This window comes from Pacificibacter marinus (assembly GCF_018860665.1).
Taxonomy (GTDB): domain Bacteria; phylum Pseudomonadota; class Alphaproteobacteria; order Rhodobacterales; family Rhodobacteraceae; genus Celeribacter; species Celeribacter marinus_A.
Map to the genome: position 1 here is coordinate 66,413 of NZ_JAHKPK010000014.1, position 16,187 is coordinate 82,599.

At 53.1% G+C, this 16,187-nt stretch carries 13 protein-coding genes; 7 read left to right on the forward strand and 6 right to left on the reverse strand.

Annotation, left to right across the window (positions count from 1 at the left end):
• Positions 1-29 precede the first annotated feature (29 nt).
• The gene (locus KO497_RS02965; RefSeq protein ID WP_252729485.1) at positions 30-542 is read left to right on the forward strand and encodes an acyloxyacyl hydrolase; all 513 of its coding nucleotides are present in this window, start codon (positions 30-32) and stop codon (positions 540-542) included.
• Between the two features lie 81 nt (positions 543-623).
• Here KO497_RS02965 and polA read toward each other — a convergent pair whose 3' ends face one another.
• Positions 624-3,440, reverse strand: coding sequence for a DNA polymerase I (polA, locus tag KO497_RS02970; protein ID WP_215942473.1), 2,817 nt, complete (start codon positions 3,438-3,440; stop codon positions 624-626).
• A gap of 207 nt (positions 3,441-3,647) precedes the next feature.
• Positions 3,648-3,833: a zinc-finger domain-containing protein gene (locus KO497_RS02975; RefSeq protein ID WP_215942474.1), complete on the reverse strand. Its 186-nt coding sequence runs from the start codon at positions 3,831-3,833 to the stop codon at positions 3,648-3,650.
• Positions 3,834-4,019: 186 nt separating this feature from the next.
• Between KO497_RS02975 and KO497_RS02980 the strand changes: the two genes are divergently transcribed.
• A complete protein-coding gene (locus KO497_RS02980) occupies positions 4,020-4,955 on the forward strand; it encodes an ABC transporter ATP-binding protein (protein WP_215942475.1) in 936 nt (311 codons plus the stop codon).
• A gap of 86 nt (positions 4,956-5,041) precedes the next feature.
• On the opposite strand, the gene KO497_RS02985 is transcribed toward KO497_RS02980, so the two are convergent.
• A complete protein-coding gene (locus KO497_RS02985) occupies positions 5,042-5,419 on the reverse strand; it encodes an HIT domain-containing protein (protein ID WP_215942476.1) in 378 nt (125 codons plus the stop codon).
• A 15-nt stretch (positions 5,420-5,434) separates the two neighbouring features.
• Positions 5,435-7,012, reverse strand: coding sequence for a DUF5928 domain-containing protein (locus KO497_RS02990; RefSeq protein WP_215942477.1), 1,578 nt, complete (start codon positions 7,010-7,012; stop codon positions 5,435-5,437).
• Between the two features lie 131 nt (positions 7,013-7,143).
• Between KO497_RS02990 and KO497_RS02995 the strand changes: the two genes are divergently transcribed.
• Entirely contained in the window at positions 7,144-7,962 is an 819-nt protein-coding gene (locus KO497_RS02995) for a sulfotransferase family protein (RefSeq protein WP_215942478.1), read from the forward strand.
• A 57-nt stretch (positions 7,963-8,019) separates the two neighbouring features.
• On the opposite strand, the gene KO497_RS03000 is transcribed toward KO497_RS02995, so the two are convergent.
• Positions 8,020-8,592, reverse strand: coding sequence for a DUF1285 domain-containing protein (locus tag KO497_RS03000; protein WP_215942479.1), 573 nt, complete (start codon positions 8,590-8,592; stop codon positions 8,020-8,022).
• 112 nt (positions 8,593-8,704) lie between these two features.
• Between KO497_RS03000 and KO497_RS03005 the strand changes: the two genes are divergently transcribed.
• The 4 genes from KO497_RS03005 to KO497_RS03020 are packed head-to-tail and all read left to right on the forward strand — an operon-like array spanning position 8,705 to position 15,424.
• On the forward strand, positions 8,705-9,709 hold the full coding sequence (locus KO497_RS03005; protein ID WP_215942480.1) for an AAA family ATPase: 1,005 nt from the start codon (positions 8,705-8,707) through the stop codon (positions 9,707-9,709).
• Positions 9,710-9,768: 59 nt separating this feature from the next.
• A complete protein-coding gene (locus tag KO497_RS03010; RefSeq protein ID WP_215942558.1) occupies positions 9,769-10,593 on the forward strand; it encodes a DUF58 domain-containing protein in 825 nt (274 codons plus the stop codon).
• A complete protein-coding gene (locus KO497_RS03015; RefSeq protein ID WP_215942481.1) occupies positions 10,593-13,358 on the forward strand; it encodes a DUF4159 domain-containing protein in 2,766 nt (921 codons plus the stop codon). Before KO497_RS03010 ends, KO497_RS03015 begins: the two co-directional genes overlap by 1 nt.
• Positions 13,355-15,424: a hypothetical protein gene (locus KO497_RS03020; protein WP_215942482.1), complete on the forward strand. Its 2,070-nt coding sequence runs from the start codon at positions 13,355-13,357 to the stop codon at positions 15,422-15,424. Before KO497_RS03015 ends, KO497_RS03020 begins: the two co-directional genes overlap by 4 nt.
• Positions 15,425-15,488: 64 nt before the next feature.
• Here the strand turns inward: KO497_RS03020 and KO497_RS03025 are convergent, their stop codons facing one another.
• Positions 15,489-16,184, reverse strand: coding sequence for a DUF599 domain-containing protein (locus KO497_RS03025; RefSeq protein WP_215942483.1), 696 nt, complete (start codon positions 16,182-16,184; stop codon positions 15,489-15,491).
• Between the last annotated feature and the right edge of the window lie 3 nt (positions 16,185-16,187).

Sequence of the window (16,187 nt, forward strand, 5' to 3'; positions counted from 1 at the left end):
TAAGATAGGATTATGTGATGGACGGAGCTATGGCAGCCGCATTTTTGTTGTTTGGTAGCCTTGATATGGTCCTGAACGATTGTGGATCTGGATCTGGTTCTGGGTGCTTGGCTCAATCTGACGAAGCCTCACGTCTTTCTATCTCAACAGGATTGGTTGAGTTTAACAAAGACTATGTGTCGCATGAAGCCTATTTTCGGTATGACTTTGGCAAAAAATACGGACCGTTTCAGCCCATCATAGGGGCCTCTTTTACAGGTCAAGGTGCGGTTTGGGCCGGTGCTGGCGCCGCTTATACCAAAGAGCTGGCTGACACAGGCATTTATGCCCAACTTCACTTGATGGGTGGCCTTTTTGACAAGGGCGATGGCGTAGACATTGGCGGTAATATCCATTTCCGCTCAGGTGTTGAGCTTGGTTATGAGGCGGACAATGGATGGCGCTACGCCCTGTCCTATGACCACCGCTCAAATGCAGAGCTGTTGGAGGTGAACCCCGGCCTTGAGACGTTGCAATTTCGCGTGTCTGTGCCGTTTAACTAAGCCTGCAAATAGACATTAAAAAAGGCGCGTTGAGATCAGTCTCACGCGCCTTTTCCTATATGCCTTGAGGCTAAGTTGACGCTAATGCGCCTCTGCCCAGTTGTTGCCAATGCCTGCATCAACTTCAATCGGTACATCCAGTTTCACAGCGGGTTCCGAGGCGTTTTCCATCACGTCTTTCACGGCTTCAATCACTGGATCGCAGGCGTCTTCATCCACTTCAAAGATCAATTCATCGTGGACCTGCAACAGCATTTTGGCGGGCAGGTCTTTGATGGCTTCGGGCATTCGGATCATAGCCCGGCGAATGATATCGGCAGCGGTGCCTTGGATCGGCGCATTGATTGCGGCGCGTTTGGCAAAGCCCGCTTGCGGACCTTTGGCGGCAATCTCAGGCGTATGGATTTTGCGACCGAACAGCGTTTGAACGTATTTATGCTCTTTCGCAAAAGCGACCGTTTCATCCATGTATTCTTTGATGCCGGGAAAGCGCTCAAAATAACGATCGATAAAGCCTTGAGCCTCTTTGCGTGGAATGCGCAGATTGCGCGCAAGGCCAAAGCCAGAGATGCCGTAAATGACACCAAAGTTGATGGCTTTCGCTTGACGGCGCACCATCGGGTCCATGCCTTCCATTGGCACATTGAACATCTCAGACGCGGTCATGGCGTGAATGTCGTGACCGTCGCGGAAGGCTTGCTTGAGGCTGTCTATCTTGGCGACATGGGCCAAGATACGCAACTCGATCTGGCTGTAATCCAGTGAGATTAGTTTCTTGCCTGCATCAGCCACGAAGGCCTCGCGAATTTTACGCCCCTCATCTGAACGTACAGGGATATTTTGCAGGTTCGGATCAGACGACGACATGCGGCCAGTGACTGCGCCTGTTTGAATATACGACGTATGCACGCGCCCTGTGTCTGGGTTGATAAAGGTTTGCAGCGCGTCCGTGTAGGTCGATTTCAACTTGGACAATTGACGCCAATCCATCACGCGGGCTGGCAATTCATGGCCCTCGGATGCGAGGTCTTCAAGAATGTCGACACCTGTGGCATAGGCACCGGTTTTGCCTTTTTTACCACCGGGCAATTCCATTTTGTCGAACAGAATTTCACCGAGCTGCTTGGGCGAGCCAACGTTAAACGGCTGACCTGCAAGCTCTTGAATTTCCGCCTCAAGCCCTGCCATTTTTTGGGCAAAGGTGTTTGACATGCGCGATAGGACATCACGGTCAACCTTGATGCCATTGCGTTCCATTTGGGTCAGCACAGGTGACAAGGGGCGTTCCAGCGTCTCATAGACTGTGGTGACCTGTTCGATATGCAGCTTGGGCTTGAACACCTGCCACAGGCGCAGGGTGATATCTGCATCTTCGGCGGCATATTTGATCGCTTTGCTAAGCTCCACTTTGTCAAAGGTGATCATGGATTTGCCTGAGCCCAACAGTTCTTTGGTTGGAATCGGCGTATGGTCGAGATAGCGCTCAGACAGGGCATCCATACCGTGATTGTGCAGCCCTGCGTGCAAGGCGTAAGACATCAACATGGTGTCATCGTAAGGCGCGACAGTGACGCCGTAGCGCGCGAAAATCTTGGCATCGTATTTCATGTTCTGGCCGATTTTCACGATGCTTGGGTCTTGCAACATGGGGCGCAGGGTATCGATCACCAGATCAAGCGGCAGCTGACCCTCGACCAAGCTGTCGCCGCCAAACAGATCGTCATCCCCTGCTTTATGCGCGAGGGGAATGTAGCAGGCTTGGCCCGCCTCGATACATAAAGAGATCCCGACCAGATCGACCTGCATCGCGTCCAAGCCCATGGTCTCGGTGTCGACGGCGACATAGCCACGCTCATAGATGGCCTCGATCCAGCGCTCCAACGCGCCGATGGTGCGGACATGCTCATAGGCATCCAAATCAAACGGTTTGGCCGCAGGTTGCGCTGATTGTTGTATTGCGTTTGCGCTTGTGTTTGCTGAGGCTGGCGCATCCGGTATTGCCGGTGCCTCAACGCCAAAACGCTCGGTCGCGCGTTTGACAATGGTACGAAATTCCATTTTGGCCAAAAATGCGACCAAATCGTCGACATTCGGCTCTTTGACCTCAAGGCTTTCCAGCGAGAAATCCAGCTTCATTTCACAATCCAGTTTTACCAGATCACGTGAAATGCGGATCAGCTCTGCGTTGTTTTGCAGACTTTCGCGGCGTTTGGGCTGTTTGATCTCATCTGTGCGCGACAATAGCGTTTCAAGATCACCGTACTCATTAATCAAAAGCGCGGCCGTTTTGATGCCAATGCCGGGCGCGCCGGGTACGTTATCAACGCTGTCGCCTGCGAGCGCCTGAACATCAACAACGCGGTTGGGGCCAACGCCGAATTTTTCTTCCACGCCCTCGGAATCGATGCGTTTGTTTTTCATCGGGTCGAGCATTTCAACGCCCCCGCCGATCAGCTGCATCAAGTCTTTGTCTGACGAAATAATGGTGACGCGCCCGCCCGCATCGCGCGCATTGCACGCAAGTGTTGCGATGATGTCGTCGGCTTCAAAACCTTCGACCTCGATGCACGCAATATTAAAAGCGCGCGTGGCGTCACGGGTCAGCGAAAACTGGGGGCGCAAATCTTCGGGGGCTGGCGGACGGTTGGCCTTGTATTGCGGGTAGATTTTGTTGCGAAACGTGTCGCCGGAGTGGTCGAAAATCACAGCCGCATGTGTTGGCGCATCGGGGCCAGTGTTGGCCTCGATATAGCGGTACAACATGTTCGAAAAGCCGGACACCGCGCCCACTGGCAGGCCGTCAGATTTGCGTGTCAAAGGTGGCAATGCGTGATAGGCGCGGAAAATAAAGGCGGAGCCGTCAATAAGGTGAAGGTGATGTCCCTTGCCGAAAGTCATATGCATGCCGCCTTTGTGTAAATCTGCCCCGCTTTGATAACACGAAGGGGTCCCCCACCTGCAAGCTGTGATCGTGTTAAAGCGCCAAGCTTGCGCAGTGTTTTTTGGGGTCGATGCGTCATGTGGTCAAACATGACAAAACAGCCGGCGTCAGCGCGGCTGTTTTGAAAAAATCTAACCCATGGTGGAAGGGCGAAAAAGCGTGGCTTAAGCCTCGCTTTCCAATTTCGATGAGGTGTGGACGAATTTTTTATCGCAGTAGCCGCATTCAACGAATCCTGTGTCATGCGGAATCACCAACCAAACACGCGGGTGGCCTAAAGCGCCTTCGGAGCCATCACAGGCCACTTTCCAAGTGGATACGATTTCGGTTTCTGGGGCATCGGTGGTCATGTTTGTCGCTCACTTTTGGCTGAGTGCATTCCTTGTTCTATATGCACAAGGGGTGCGCAGGCGGTCACTGTTGCCGAACTTGTTTAGACGGCTTATGTCAACGACATATGATAGCGATCCGCGCGCCACGGGCAAGGGGGTGCGATAAGATCAGCGCAGGAAACCCCCGCGCGAAAGGGAGAGACGATGACAAGCAATGCTATTGAGATCAGAGGCCTGCGCAAAACCTATCGTGGTCAAGGTGCAGCACCTGCCAAAGAGGCGCTCAAAGGCATCGATCTGGACATTCCCAAAGGGTCTATTTTTGGACTATTGGGGCCAAATGGAGCCGGAAAATCCACTTTGATCAATATTCTGGCCGGGCTTGTGGTCAAAACATCTGGCCAAGCCAAGATTTGGGGCTTTGACCAAGACGTCAATCCGCGTCAATCGCGTGCGGCCATTGGCGTGATGCCGCAAGAATTGAATCTTGATCCGTTTTTCACCCCGCGCGGTGCGTTGGAAGTGCAGGCAGGCCTTTACGGCGTGCCGAAAAAAGATCGCCGATCTGATGAGATTCTCGAGATGGTCGGGTTGAGTGACAAGGCCGAGGCCTATGCGCGCACCTTGTCGGGGGGGATGCGGCGTCGTCTTTTGTTGGGCAAAGCGCTTGTGCACAACCCGCAAGTTTTGGTGCTGGATGAACCGACTGCAGGGGTGGATATCGAGCTGCGTCACATGTTGTGGACCAATGTGCGTCGCTTGAACGAAACTTACGGCACCACGATTATTTTGACGACGCATTACTTGGAAGAAGCACAAGAAATGTGTGACGAAATTGCGATCATCAACCACGGCGAAGTTGTCGCGCGCGATACCACAAAGAACCTGATCGGGGCGATGGATGCAAAGACTTTGGTGATTGAGCCTGAGGGCGGCGTGCCTGAATCGTTTGATTTGCCCGACGGGGTCACCTTGGATCGCAAGGTTGACGGATCTCTGTCCTTTTCCTATTCGCGCTCCAAAACCTCGGCCAACGTGATTTTGGATGCGGTGAAGGCGGCGGGCATTGTCATTGACGATGTGCGCACGGTTGACCCGGATCTAGAGGATGTCTTTGTGGATTTGACCTCTGGAAAGTAACGCGCGAGCACACCCATTTTGAGAGTTGTTCAAGCAAAAGCCCCACTGATCTCAGCGGGGCTTTTGTTTACTTTGGTTGGGTGTGTCTAGCTTGCAGTCAATGGGCCACATGTTTCGCCGCCCAACAGATGCACGTGGAAATGTGGCACTTCTTGGTGACTGTCAGGGCCAGAGTTGGTGATTAAGCGATAGCCATTGCCGCCATGTGCCTCGGATGTGCCTGTCTGCTTGGCGATGAGGGCAACAGATTTGAAAAAATCGAGCTGTTCTGCATCGCTTGCGGTGGTAACGAAGTGGTCATAACAGCGATATGGACCTTTCGGGATCACCAAAATATGTACGCGTTTTTGTGGTGAAATGTCAGGAAAGGCGATGGTGTGATCGCTTTCAAACACAGGTTTGGACGGGATTTCACCGCGCAAAATTTTAGCGAAAATGTTTTGATCATCATAGATATAGGCCATGGGCAGTCCTTTGGCTTAGTCGTAAAATAAATAGTCTGTGTTGGCGATTTTTAAGGCGTCTTCATACGATATTTTCAAGAATCGCGCGATGGGGCCTGCGTTTTCTTCTGGCGTTTTTGTTTGCGAAATACGCTCATGGTTCTCAAAATCTGCGTCGCGAATGCCATCATATTCATGATTGATGTCGGATTTAAGTGTTGGAAGCAGTTTTTCGAGCGCATCATGGGGTGTTTGGTCGCCTGCAAGCCCCACGCGTTTGGCGTGCCCTTCAAGATATTCGTCGGTAAACTCGCATTCGATTTCCAACAATCGCGTGCCAGAACGGTCACTGTAAAAATCTTTGATCAGATCCAACCCGTCAGAATCCAAACACACCACCAAGCGATCAGTTTCAAAGTAATCGAACAACATGCGCACCCACGCGCGCCGGTGGCGTGTGCGTTTTTCAAGACTTTTCTCGATCCCACCTAAATCGGGCAGGGGGGTGCTTTCTTCATTAAACAGATATTCGATGCAGGGCACATCGCTGTGTTCTTTGATTTCGGCCACAAGCCGTTTGGCAACATGCCATTTCTTGCAGACAATCATCAACAATTCGCGGTCACGCCCGAGCGAACTTTCGGTTTCCCAAAATCGCTGTGCGAAACGTCGACCATTGCGTCCCCGTCCGGTGAGAAACTTATACAAAGAACGCCCTTCACCAGATATTTGAAACTCCACGCCTTTGGCCGCGAACAAATCGCCAAGCCTCTTTTTGAGTTCAGTGGCTTCTGGGGAAATTTTACGTGCGAATAGAAAGTCTTGTGTGACCAGTAAATCATAATGGTCATTGTAGAAAACCACGGGCATGCCGTAATCGGTAAACATCAAAAAGGTCAGCGTGCGCGCCTGAATTTCGGTTTCGGGCACCAAATGCCTGACCAAAGTTTGAAAGAATGTCTCGTCGGGAATCCATGTGGTGCGGAAGAACCTCATCACATCGGTACGTTTGCGAGTGAATTCTAAGATCCACTCAATCGTCCGTCTGCGCAAGCACCACCACTGCGATCCGATTTGAACTTGAATGTCGGCAGGGATCTCGCGTTGAAGCCCAAGACGGCGCTGCAGCCAAAAGCTTTGGTAGAAGAGCCATTTTTGTGTGCGTTCATTGAACCAGTGACGAAAAATAAGGCGCTCTTCTTTGATCCCCGTTTTGATCCATTCTGATTCGAAGAAATCAAAACTCTCAATATAGTCCACGTCCTCTTGGTCCAAAAAGTTATGCATGTATTCTGCTGTTTTCACAGACATGCAGTCTCCAGAGACCATATAAAAATGCGTCGCGCGTGGAAATGCCTTTTCTGCGGCCTCGACCGCGTACAAGGACGCTTGAACAAGAGACCATTCGCCCCAACCACATTTGATGCGTTTGGTGGCATATGCGACGTTTGGGTTGTCTTTTAAACCTTCGCGAATCTTCTCAAAAGGAGCACGGCCACTGCGAGCATCAAAGTGGATTGAGATGTAATCCCCTGCCGCAGTCAGTCTGCGGGCTTGATCTATGATCGCTTCTGGGTCTTTGTGGCACAGAAGAATGAATGCAATTCGTGCCATTATGGAAACCGTATCCTCATTTTTGCCGCATTATTGATTATAATCGTAACCAGTTATTGAATAAACAAGCCTAATTTGCTTTTAAAGTGCAAAACGTTGCTTGTGTGCAGTCTTGAGGAGAACGGGTCAATATGGGCTTTCCAGGAACTTGGATGACCGAGAGTGAAAGCGTGGTGTACCGCGTTGTTCCAAAATGTGCGTGTTCGACCATTGGTCAGATCATGTTTTATTCAGATCATGGCGAATTTTTCGACGGCGATATCCATGACAGCAAAGATCGTATGCATAAATGGTCGCAAGAAGACAGCCAGCCTTTGATCGAAGCGAACGCGCAGGGACATAAGTCTTACGCCTTCACCTGCGTGCGCAATCCATATACGCGCGTGCTGTCGTCATTCTTTGACAAAATCTGTGGCATTCAACGCAATGGCAGACGCTACCGTGGCAACATGGTGCCGCAGCTTGTGCAAAAATACGGCATCGAAGTGGGCGGGGACGACGGCAAACAAGAGTTCGACCAAATCGCATCGTTCCGTCGGTTCTTATTGTTCGTGCGTGACACCATTCGGTTTCGTCGCCCTATGGACCCCGACATCCATTGGTCAGCGATGTCTGGCCATGTGTCGACATTCATCGTCAATGGCGGGCGCTACGACAAAATCGTCTATACCGAGACGTTCAATGATGGAATGCAAGAGGTTTTGGATGCAATCCAGACGCCGCATAAAGTGGATCTGACCAATATTCCACGCTTTAACGAATCCGAGGGACATGGCCCCAAACGTCTTCACCCTGTTGAAGACTACTTTGATGATCTGTCCAAACATTTGATTTGGGAAATCTACAAACGCGATTTCCAACTGTTCAAATATGATTTTGAAAATCCGGCCAACAAATTTCCGATTGCTGAAATTGATCTGGATGAGGTTCACGCCAAACTTGGTGATTGATCCAACCGCGATATGATTTCGAAAAGCGTTGCCCCGAACGGGCGACGCTTTTTGGCATTAAGGGCTTTCGCTTGTTGAGGTCGTGTCGAGGCTGAAAAACTGACCAGAGGACCACAGGCCAATGTGTGGCGTGCCCTCTATTGTGTGCTCAACGGCCAATTCGGCCAAACGAAAAAAGCTTTTTCGGTCAATGAGTGCATCAAGTCCGGACCGGATTTCGACATATGGCGCAGGTTCACCCGAAGCACGGGTTTCAACACGCAAAGGGTGCTGCGCGTCTAAAACCGCCTCATCGCCCATCGAAGTGTGAAAGGTTAAAACCTGTTCCGTGCCCGTGCCTGCCACGTCAAAATCTATCGCCAAAAACGGTGCGTCCTCGACCGTGATCCCGACTTTTTCGGCAGGCGTGACCAAGAAATAGTTATCGCCTTCTTTCTTTAACACGGTCGAGAACAGGCGCGCCAATCGCACCCGTCCAATCGGCGTGCCAAGGTAAAACCACGTGCCGTCACGTTTGATTTGAATATCCAGATCAACACAAAATGGCGGATTCCAAAGATCCACGGGGGGCAATCCACGGCCCTTTGCGGCGCTGATTGCGGCCGCGATGCTATCTGCTGAGACACTCACGATAAGTTCACCTTAAATCACTCCATTATCGGCACCATAACACTATTGTCTGTTTGTGCTTTGGCTCAGACCTGTTTCTAATAGTGCACGTAATTCTAGGATAGGTGAAGACATGTCGCAAAATGATCTTGTGGTTGAGATCGAGCAGCTTGGGGCCAAATTGGCGCAGGCCAAAGCCTCGGTGACACGGCGTTTTATCGGCCAAGAGCAGGTCGTCGATCTGGTGTTTTCTGCACTGCTGTGCGGAGGCCATGCGCTTTTGCTTGGGCTGCCTGGTTTGGGCAAAACCCGACTGGTCGACACTTTATCAACGGTTATGGGCCTCAAAGGCGCGCGGGTGCAATTTACCCCCGATTTGATGCCTGCCGATATTTTGGGCTCAGAGGTTTTGGAAACCGCATCAGACGGTACGCGGGCCTTTCGCTTTGTCAAAGGCCCGGTGTTTTGCCAACTTTTGTTGGCCGATGAAATCAACCGCGCCTCACCGCGCACGCAATCGGCGCTGCTGCAAGCGATGCAGGAAAAATCCGTGACCATCGCGGGCCAAGCCCATGATTTGGAACCGCCTTTTCATGTGCTTGCGACACAAAACCCGTTGGAACAAGAAGGCACCTATCCGCTGCCTGAGGCCCAGTTGGACCGGTTCTTGGTGCAAGTGGATGTGGACTATCCTGATCGCGACACAGAGCGTGCAATTCTATTGGCCACCACGGGCGAGGTCGAAGAGGAAGCTCATGAAGTTCTAAGCGCCGCTGATTTGATTGCTGCGCAGGCCTTGTTGCGCAAAATGCCGGTGGGTGAAAACGTGGTCGAAATGATTCTTGATCTGGTGCGCTCTTGTCGCCCTGATACGCCTGATGCCTCAGACGCGATTTCAAACTCTGTCGCTTGGGGTCCAGGCCCGCGCGCGGCGCAGGCGTTGATGTTGACGGTACGCGCACGAGCCTTGTTGGATGGTCGTTTGGCACCGTCCCCTGATGATGTTCTGGCTTTGGCGCGCCCTGTGTTGAGCCACCGTATGGCGCTGACCTTCGCGGCGCGCGCACGCGGGGAAACCCTTGGACCTTTGATCGATGCCGCGGCACTTTCTGCCTTGAAAAACAGAGCCGCCGCGTGAGCAATCCACGGCTCTCTCCCAGCCACTTAAGGGCGCAGGCCGAACAGCTCGCAGGCCCGATGCCGGCGCTTTTGGCCAAGGCCGATGAGCTTGCGCGCACCCTGATGATGGGCGGGCATGGCAGACGGCGTGCTGGCAACGGGTCTGAGTTTTGGCAGTATCGCCCAGCCCAAGCGGGCGATCCCGCACGTTCGATTGATTGGCGTCGATCAGGACAATCGGACGGTTTTTTTGTGCGCGAACAAGAATGGCAGGCTGCGCAATCCGTGCATTTTTGGTGTGATCAATCCGCGTCGATGCAGTTTTCATCGTTGAAAGACCAAGTCAGCAAGATGGATCGCGCGGCATTATTGACGCTGGCGCTATCGATTTTGCTGATGAATGGCGGCGAACGGGTGGCTTTGGATGGTATGGGCAGGCCCCCAGGCAATGGCGCCCAGCAATTGCGGCGGATCGCGCAGGTGTTATGTGACACGCAGAGCGATGAATTCGGTGTAGCGGATGGGGCCGATTACCTGCCACAATCGCGTGCTGTTCTGATGTCCGATTTCTTGGGGCCGATGGAGGCTATCGAGCGTGTCGTTGGCGCGGCGGCGGATCGCGGTATTTTTGGCGTATTATTTCAAATTCTCGACCCCGTTGAAGAAACCTTTCCGTTTCAAGGCCGTACTGTTTTTACTTCAATGGGGGGCGGACTGTCGCATGAAACCCTGCGGGCAGGTGATTTGAAAGCACGCTATCTTGATAGATTGGCTGAGCGCAAAGATGAATTGCAAAATTTGGCACGGCAAGCTGGTTGGCGATATGAGTGCCATCACACAGATACACCCGTACAGGTTGCTTTGGTCTGGTTGTTCCAAGCCTTAGATGGGGGCGCAAACTGATGTGGATCGTAGGGCCAATCGGATTTGCGACGCCTTGGTTGCTGTGGGGCCTGTTGGTCTTGCCGCTGCTGTGGCTGTTGTTGCGTGCTGTGCCGCCTGCGCCCAAGCGTCTGCGGTTTTCGGGGGTGACTTTGTTGCTTGGGTTGAAGGATACCGATGCCCAAGCTACGGCCACGCCGTGGTGGTTGATGCTGTTGCGCATGGGGGCGATTGCCGCGCTGATTTTGGCCTTTTCTGGTCCCGTTTTAAACCCAAGGATAGAAGAGGCTGACACCGGCCCGATGATTTTGATGGTGGATGGCACTTGGGCGGAGGCGCCGATTTGGGCGACGCAAATAGCACGCATTGATGATATTTTAGAACGTGCTGAACGCAATGACCGTCTTGTGGCATTTGTCGTGGCGACGGATTTGCCCAGCGGAGGTTTGAGCTTTAAGTCCGCGCGCGATTGGCGTGCCGCCTTGGCGGGCCTTCAGCCTGCGGCCCATGCACCTGATGCGGCGAAATTGACCCAAGCGATAGCTGCGCTGGACCGTGCGGCCAACACGACTTGGCTATCCAGCGGTGCAGATTTTGATGGACGTTCAGAGGTTCTAGAGGCTTTACAAGACAAGGGCATTGTCCGTGTTCTGGCGTTGCAAAGACCCATTTTTGCCCTTGGACCTGTCAGCAGAACCGAGCAAGGCGTATCATCTGTTGTGCATCGTATCGGCGGTTTGGGCAAGGCGGATGTCACAGTCGCGGCCATAGGGCCTGATCCGTCCGGCATCGAGCGGGTCTTGGGGCAGACCAATCTTTCAATCGAGGTGGGTGAGACTGTGGTAAATATCGCGTTGCGCTCGGAATTGCGCAATCGTGTGACGCGGTTCGAAATTGAAAACATCCGCTCTGCGGGGGCCGTGCAACTGGTTGCCGATAGTTTGAAACGCCCCGAAGTCGCGCTGATTTCGGGCGAAGATGACAGAAGCAACGCGCAGCTGTTGTCGCATTTGCATTACCTGCGTGCCGCCTTTGGGGCGACCTCTGATGTGATCGAGGGCGAATTCAGCGATCTGATTGCCGCCAACCCAGATGTGATCGTTTTGGCTGACGTGGCGCGTCTTGCTGGCGGCGAGGCGGCTGATTTGTTGGAATGGACGCAAAAAGGCGGCGTTTTGTTACGTTTTTCAGGTCCAAAATTGGCTGCATCAGATGTGGCGCGTGAAGGCGTTGACCCTTTGTTGCCAGTCCGTTTGCGCGCAGGCGGGCGCTCTGTCGGTGGAGCGATGACTTGGGGCGATCCCAAAGGTTTGCGCCCCTTTGCCGAGACTTCGCCGTTTTACGGTCTTGAGATACCAAATGACGTGACCGTCTCGTCGCAAGTCATGGCGCAACCCGACCCAGAATTGGCGACGCGCGTGATTGCGACTTTGGCTGATGGTACGCCTTTGGTGACGCGCAAAGCGGTTGGTCAGGGGCAAGTCGTGTTGTTCCATGTTACGGCCAATGCGCAATGGTCCACTTTGCCATTGTCTGGGCTGTTTGTGTCTATGCTGCAAAGATTGACTTCCGTTTCAAGTGGTGGCGAGACTGAGGTGAACGACCTGTCTGGGCAAACCTTGACGCCTGTCACGGTTTTAAACGGGTTCGGGCAATTGCTGGATGCTGGGTTGCAGTCTCCCGTCGATGGCGATGTTTTTGCTGCTGCCCATGCCTCCAAGGAAACGCCCGCAGGTGTTTACCAAACGCAACAAGGTGCTGTGGCCCTAAATGTTTTTGGACACGAAAGCGTGCTTGCGCCTGCAGTCTGGCCCAGCACTGTACAAATGCTTGGGATGCAAGACGCGAGCGAGGTCAGCTTGAAACCCGTATTGTTAATGGCTGCTTTAATGGCACTCGCTTTGGATTTGATCGCGACCTTGATGCTCTCGGGGCGTGTTACGTTTGGTCGTGCCATTCCCGCAATCGGCTGTTTGATTTTGACGCTGGGTGTCGCGGGGCCGCAGTCGGCTCGTGCGCAAGACGATGCGGATAGATTCCTGCGTCTGGCCAGTTCGGAATTGACGTTGGCCTATGTGATAACCGGTGATGAAGCCATCGACACGGTATCGCAGCAAGGATTGTTGGGCTTGTCGAAAGTTTTGGCCAATCGCACATCTGTAGAACCCTCAGCCCCGATGGGGGTGGATTTAGAGGTCGATCCTCTCGGTGTTTTTCCGATGTTGTATTGGCCTATGACGGAGGCGCAATCTCCTTTGTCGGCGGACAGTTATGCCAAGCTCAACGCCTATATGCGTGCGGGCGGTATGATCTTTTTTGACACCCGAGATGGCGATATTTCAGCCTTTGGGCGCGAGACAGCATTGGGCACCAAGTTGCGCAATATCGCCTATGCGTTAGATGTGCCGCCGCTAGAGCCTGTTCCGCAAGACCATGTGCTGACGCGCACATTTTATTTACTGGAAGGTTTCCCGGGGCGTTTCGATGGCGCTGATGTTTGGGTGCAAGAATCAGCAACGGATACTGCCCAGATCGAAGGTATGCCGTTTCGCAATCTCAACGACAATGTCAGTCCGGTGATCATCGGCGCAAATGACTGGGCTTCGGCTTGGGCTGTGGGTGATGACGGGCGTGCTTTGCGACCTGTCGGCAGCGGATATGCTGGCGAACAACAGCGTGAAATGGCCTATCGTTTTGGTGTGAACTTAATTCTTTATGTGCTCACCGGCAGCTACAAATCAGATCAGGTGCATGTGCCTGCGCTTTTGGAAAGATTGGGCGAATGACTCTGGATATGACATTTGCGCCCTATGTGCCTTGGCCGTTTTTAGCAGGTGTTTCTGCCGTTTTGGGTGTGGTTCTGATTATTGCGGCCTTGCGTGGATTTAAGGGCTGGCCGTTGCGCGCGCTTGCCTTTGGTGCAGTGCTTTTTGCCTTGGCGAACCCATCGATCTTGCGCGAAGAGCGCGCGCCTTTGACCGATATCATCGTGCTTTTGGTCGATAAAACCGCCTCGCAAAACTTGTCTGCACGTGCGGATCAAACAGAGGCAGCGCAAGCGCGTCTAGAGGCGCAAATAGCAAGGATGCCCAACACTGAACTGCGGATTGTCTCTGTGGCGGATGCCGCAGACAATCAAGGATCTTTGCTGATGACGCGGCTGCGCAGCGTGATAGCCGATGAGCCTCAGGGGCGTTTGGCTGGTGTTTTCGTGATCACAGACGGCCAGATACATGACGCAGGGCTTGCACCGGATTTGCCAGCGCCCTTGCATGTGCTGCTGACCGGGACATCCAATGATTGGGATCGTAGGCTTATCGTTGAAAACGCGCCAGCATTTGCCATTTTGGACGAAGAAATCACCCTGACGCTAAAAGTCGAAGACCAAGGGGCCGTGCCAGTAGGACTGTCCGCGACATCGCCTTTGATCGTGTCGATCGATGGCGGTGAAGACATTGTTTTGGAAATGCCCGTGGGGCGCGCGGTGCAAGTGCCGCTTAAATTGCCTCATGGCGGCATGAATGTTTTACAATTTTCTGTGCCAATGGCCGAGGGTGAGCTGACAGATCGCAACAATTCATCGGTGATACAGATCAACGGCGTGCGTGATCGCCTGCGGGTGCTATTGGTGTCAGGCGAGCCGCACAACGGTGAGCGCACTTGGCGCAACTTGCTCAAATCAGATACTTCGGTTGATTTGGTTCATTTCACGATCTTACGTCCGCCTGAAAAACAAGATGGGGTGCCCGTGACGGAATTGTCGTTGATCTCCTTTCCGACGCGTGAGTTGTTCTTGGAAAAAATAGACGACTTTGATTTGATCATTTTCGACCGCTACAAACGACGCGGCATTCTTTATGCCAATTATTTTGAAAACATCGCCCGCTATGTCGAAGATGGCGGCGCAGTGTTGTTTTCTGCTGGGCCTGATTTTGCTTCGGCTGACAGTTTATATCGGTCCGCTTTGGCGCGTGTCATCCCGACACAGCCGACGGGGCGGGTGTTTGATCAGGCCTATAGGCCACAAATATCAGAGCTCGGTCTGCGCCATCCTGTGACCCAAGGGCTGGGTGGCGTCACGCGGCCAGATGTTACACCTGATTGGGGGCGTTGGTTCCGTCAAATTGATCTCGATCCCGCTGCGACCACAGGCGATGTTATCATGACGGGCAATGAAGGACGGCCATTATTGGTGGTGGATCATGTGGGCGAAGGACGTGTGGCGGTCTTGGCTTCGGATCATGCGTGGCTGTGGACGCGGGGGATTGAGGGCGGTGGTCCTCAACTGGAACTCTTGCGACGTCTTGCCCATTGGATGATGAAAGAACCCGAACTGGAAGAGGAATCCCTGTCAGCCAGCGCCACAGGCAATGAGATCACAGTGACGCGCCGCACTTTGACCGAGGCGCCGCGCAGCGTGACAATCACCGCGCCAGATGGGACGCAACAGATCGTTGAAATGACACAAGCCCGTCCGGGGCTGTTTCAAACGGTCATCACGGGTGATGATATTGGGCTTTACGGTCTCGAACAGGATGGCCTGTCGGCTGTCGTGGTTCTGGGGCCTGCCGCGCCAAAAGAATTTGAGCAAACCATCGCAACAGGTGCGTTGATGGAAACTGCTGTGGGTCAGACGCGCGGCGGTGTGTTCGCATTGTCTGATGGGATGCCTGATTTGCGCCGTGTTTCTATCGGGCGCGCCGCTGCGGGACGGACTTGGATGGGCATCACGCCGCGGGCGGCCTACACTGCCGTGTCGAGTTCTAAAATGCCATTGATACCTGCGTGGCTTTGGATGGTCGCACTGTCGGGATGGATCATATTTATGTGGCTGCGTGAAGGCCGCAGGTGACACAAAAAATGACCAATTGACGTTATCAAGATCTTATCGCAGCCATCAGGCAGCGGTTGTTTGGCTAGGTTTCGTCTTGCAATAGTACGGCGCGCGAAGCCGATGTGAATTCACGGCGTACCAAAATGATCACGGTGATAAATATCGCAACAATGAGACCCACGGGCCCTAAAAACCATCCCAATGATCCAAGGGCATAATAGATGCAGCGCAAGCCACGATTAAACGCGCGCGCGGCTGCGATGTTCAGTTCTCCCGCCTTTTTCGCGCGTGGCAGGGCTTCTTTGGCATCCACTTCATTGGGGACAGAGGCCATGACAACGCCACAGTACCCAAACAAACGATTGGCCCAAATGAATTTCAAAAAGGCGCTGGTGATAAAGATAAGCGCCACAAGAATTTTAACTTCCCAAATAATTTCAGGCACATCAATCGTCAGGTCTTGGGCCACGCCGCGCAGACGGTCAGGATTGGAAATCGCGGCCAGCCCTCCCCCGATCGCGATCATACTGGCTGAGGCAAAAAAGGCGGAGTTTTGACGCAGGGTGTCCAGAACCGTCGCGTCAAAAATCCGCGGCTGGCGTGTGATCATCTGAACCATCCATTTGCGCCTGTAATCCGCCATTATGACAGAGGTTGAAATACGCGATTTCGGCGGGTTTTCAATGATATGCCCCAGGACAACCCAAGTCAGTAACAAAAAGCCAACAGCGATGCCGTCGAGCAGGGTGAAATAGCTCAATTGGTTCAGTAATTCCATGAG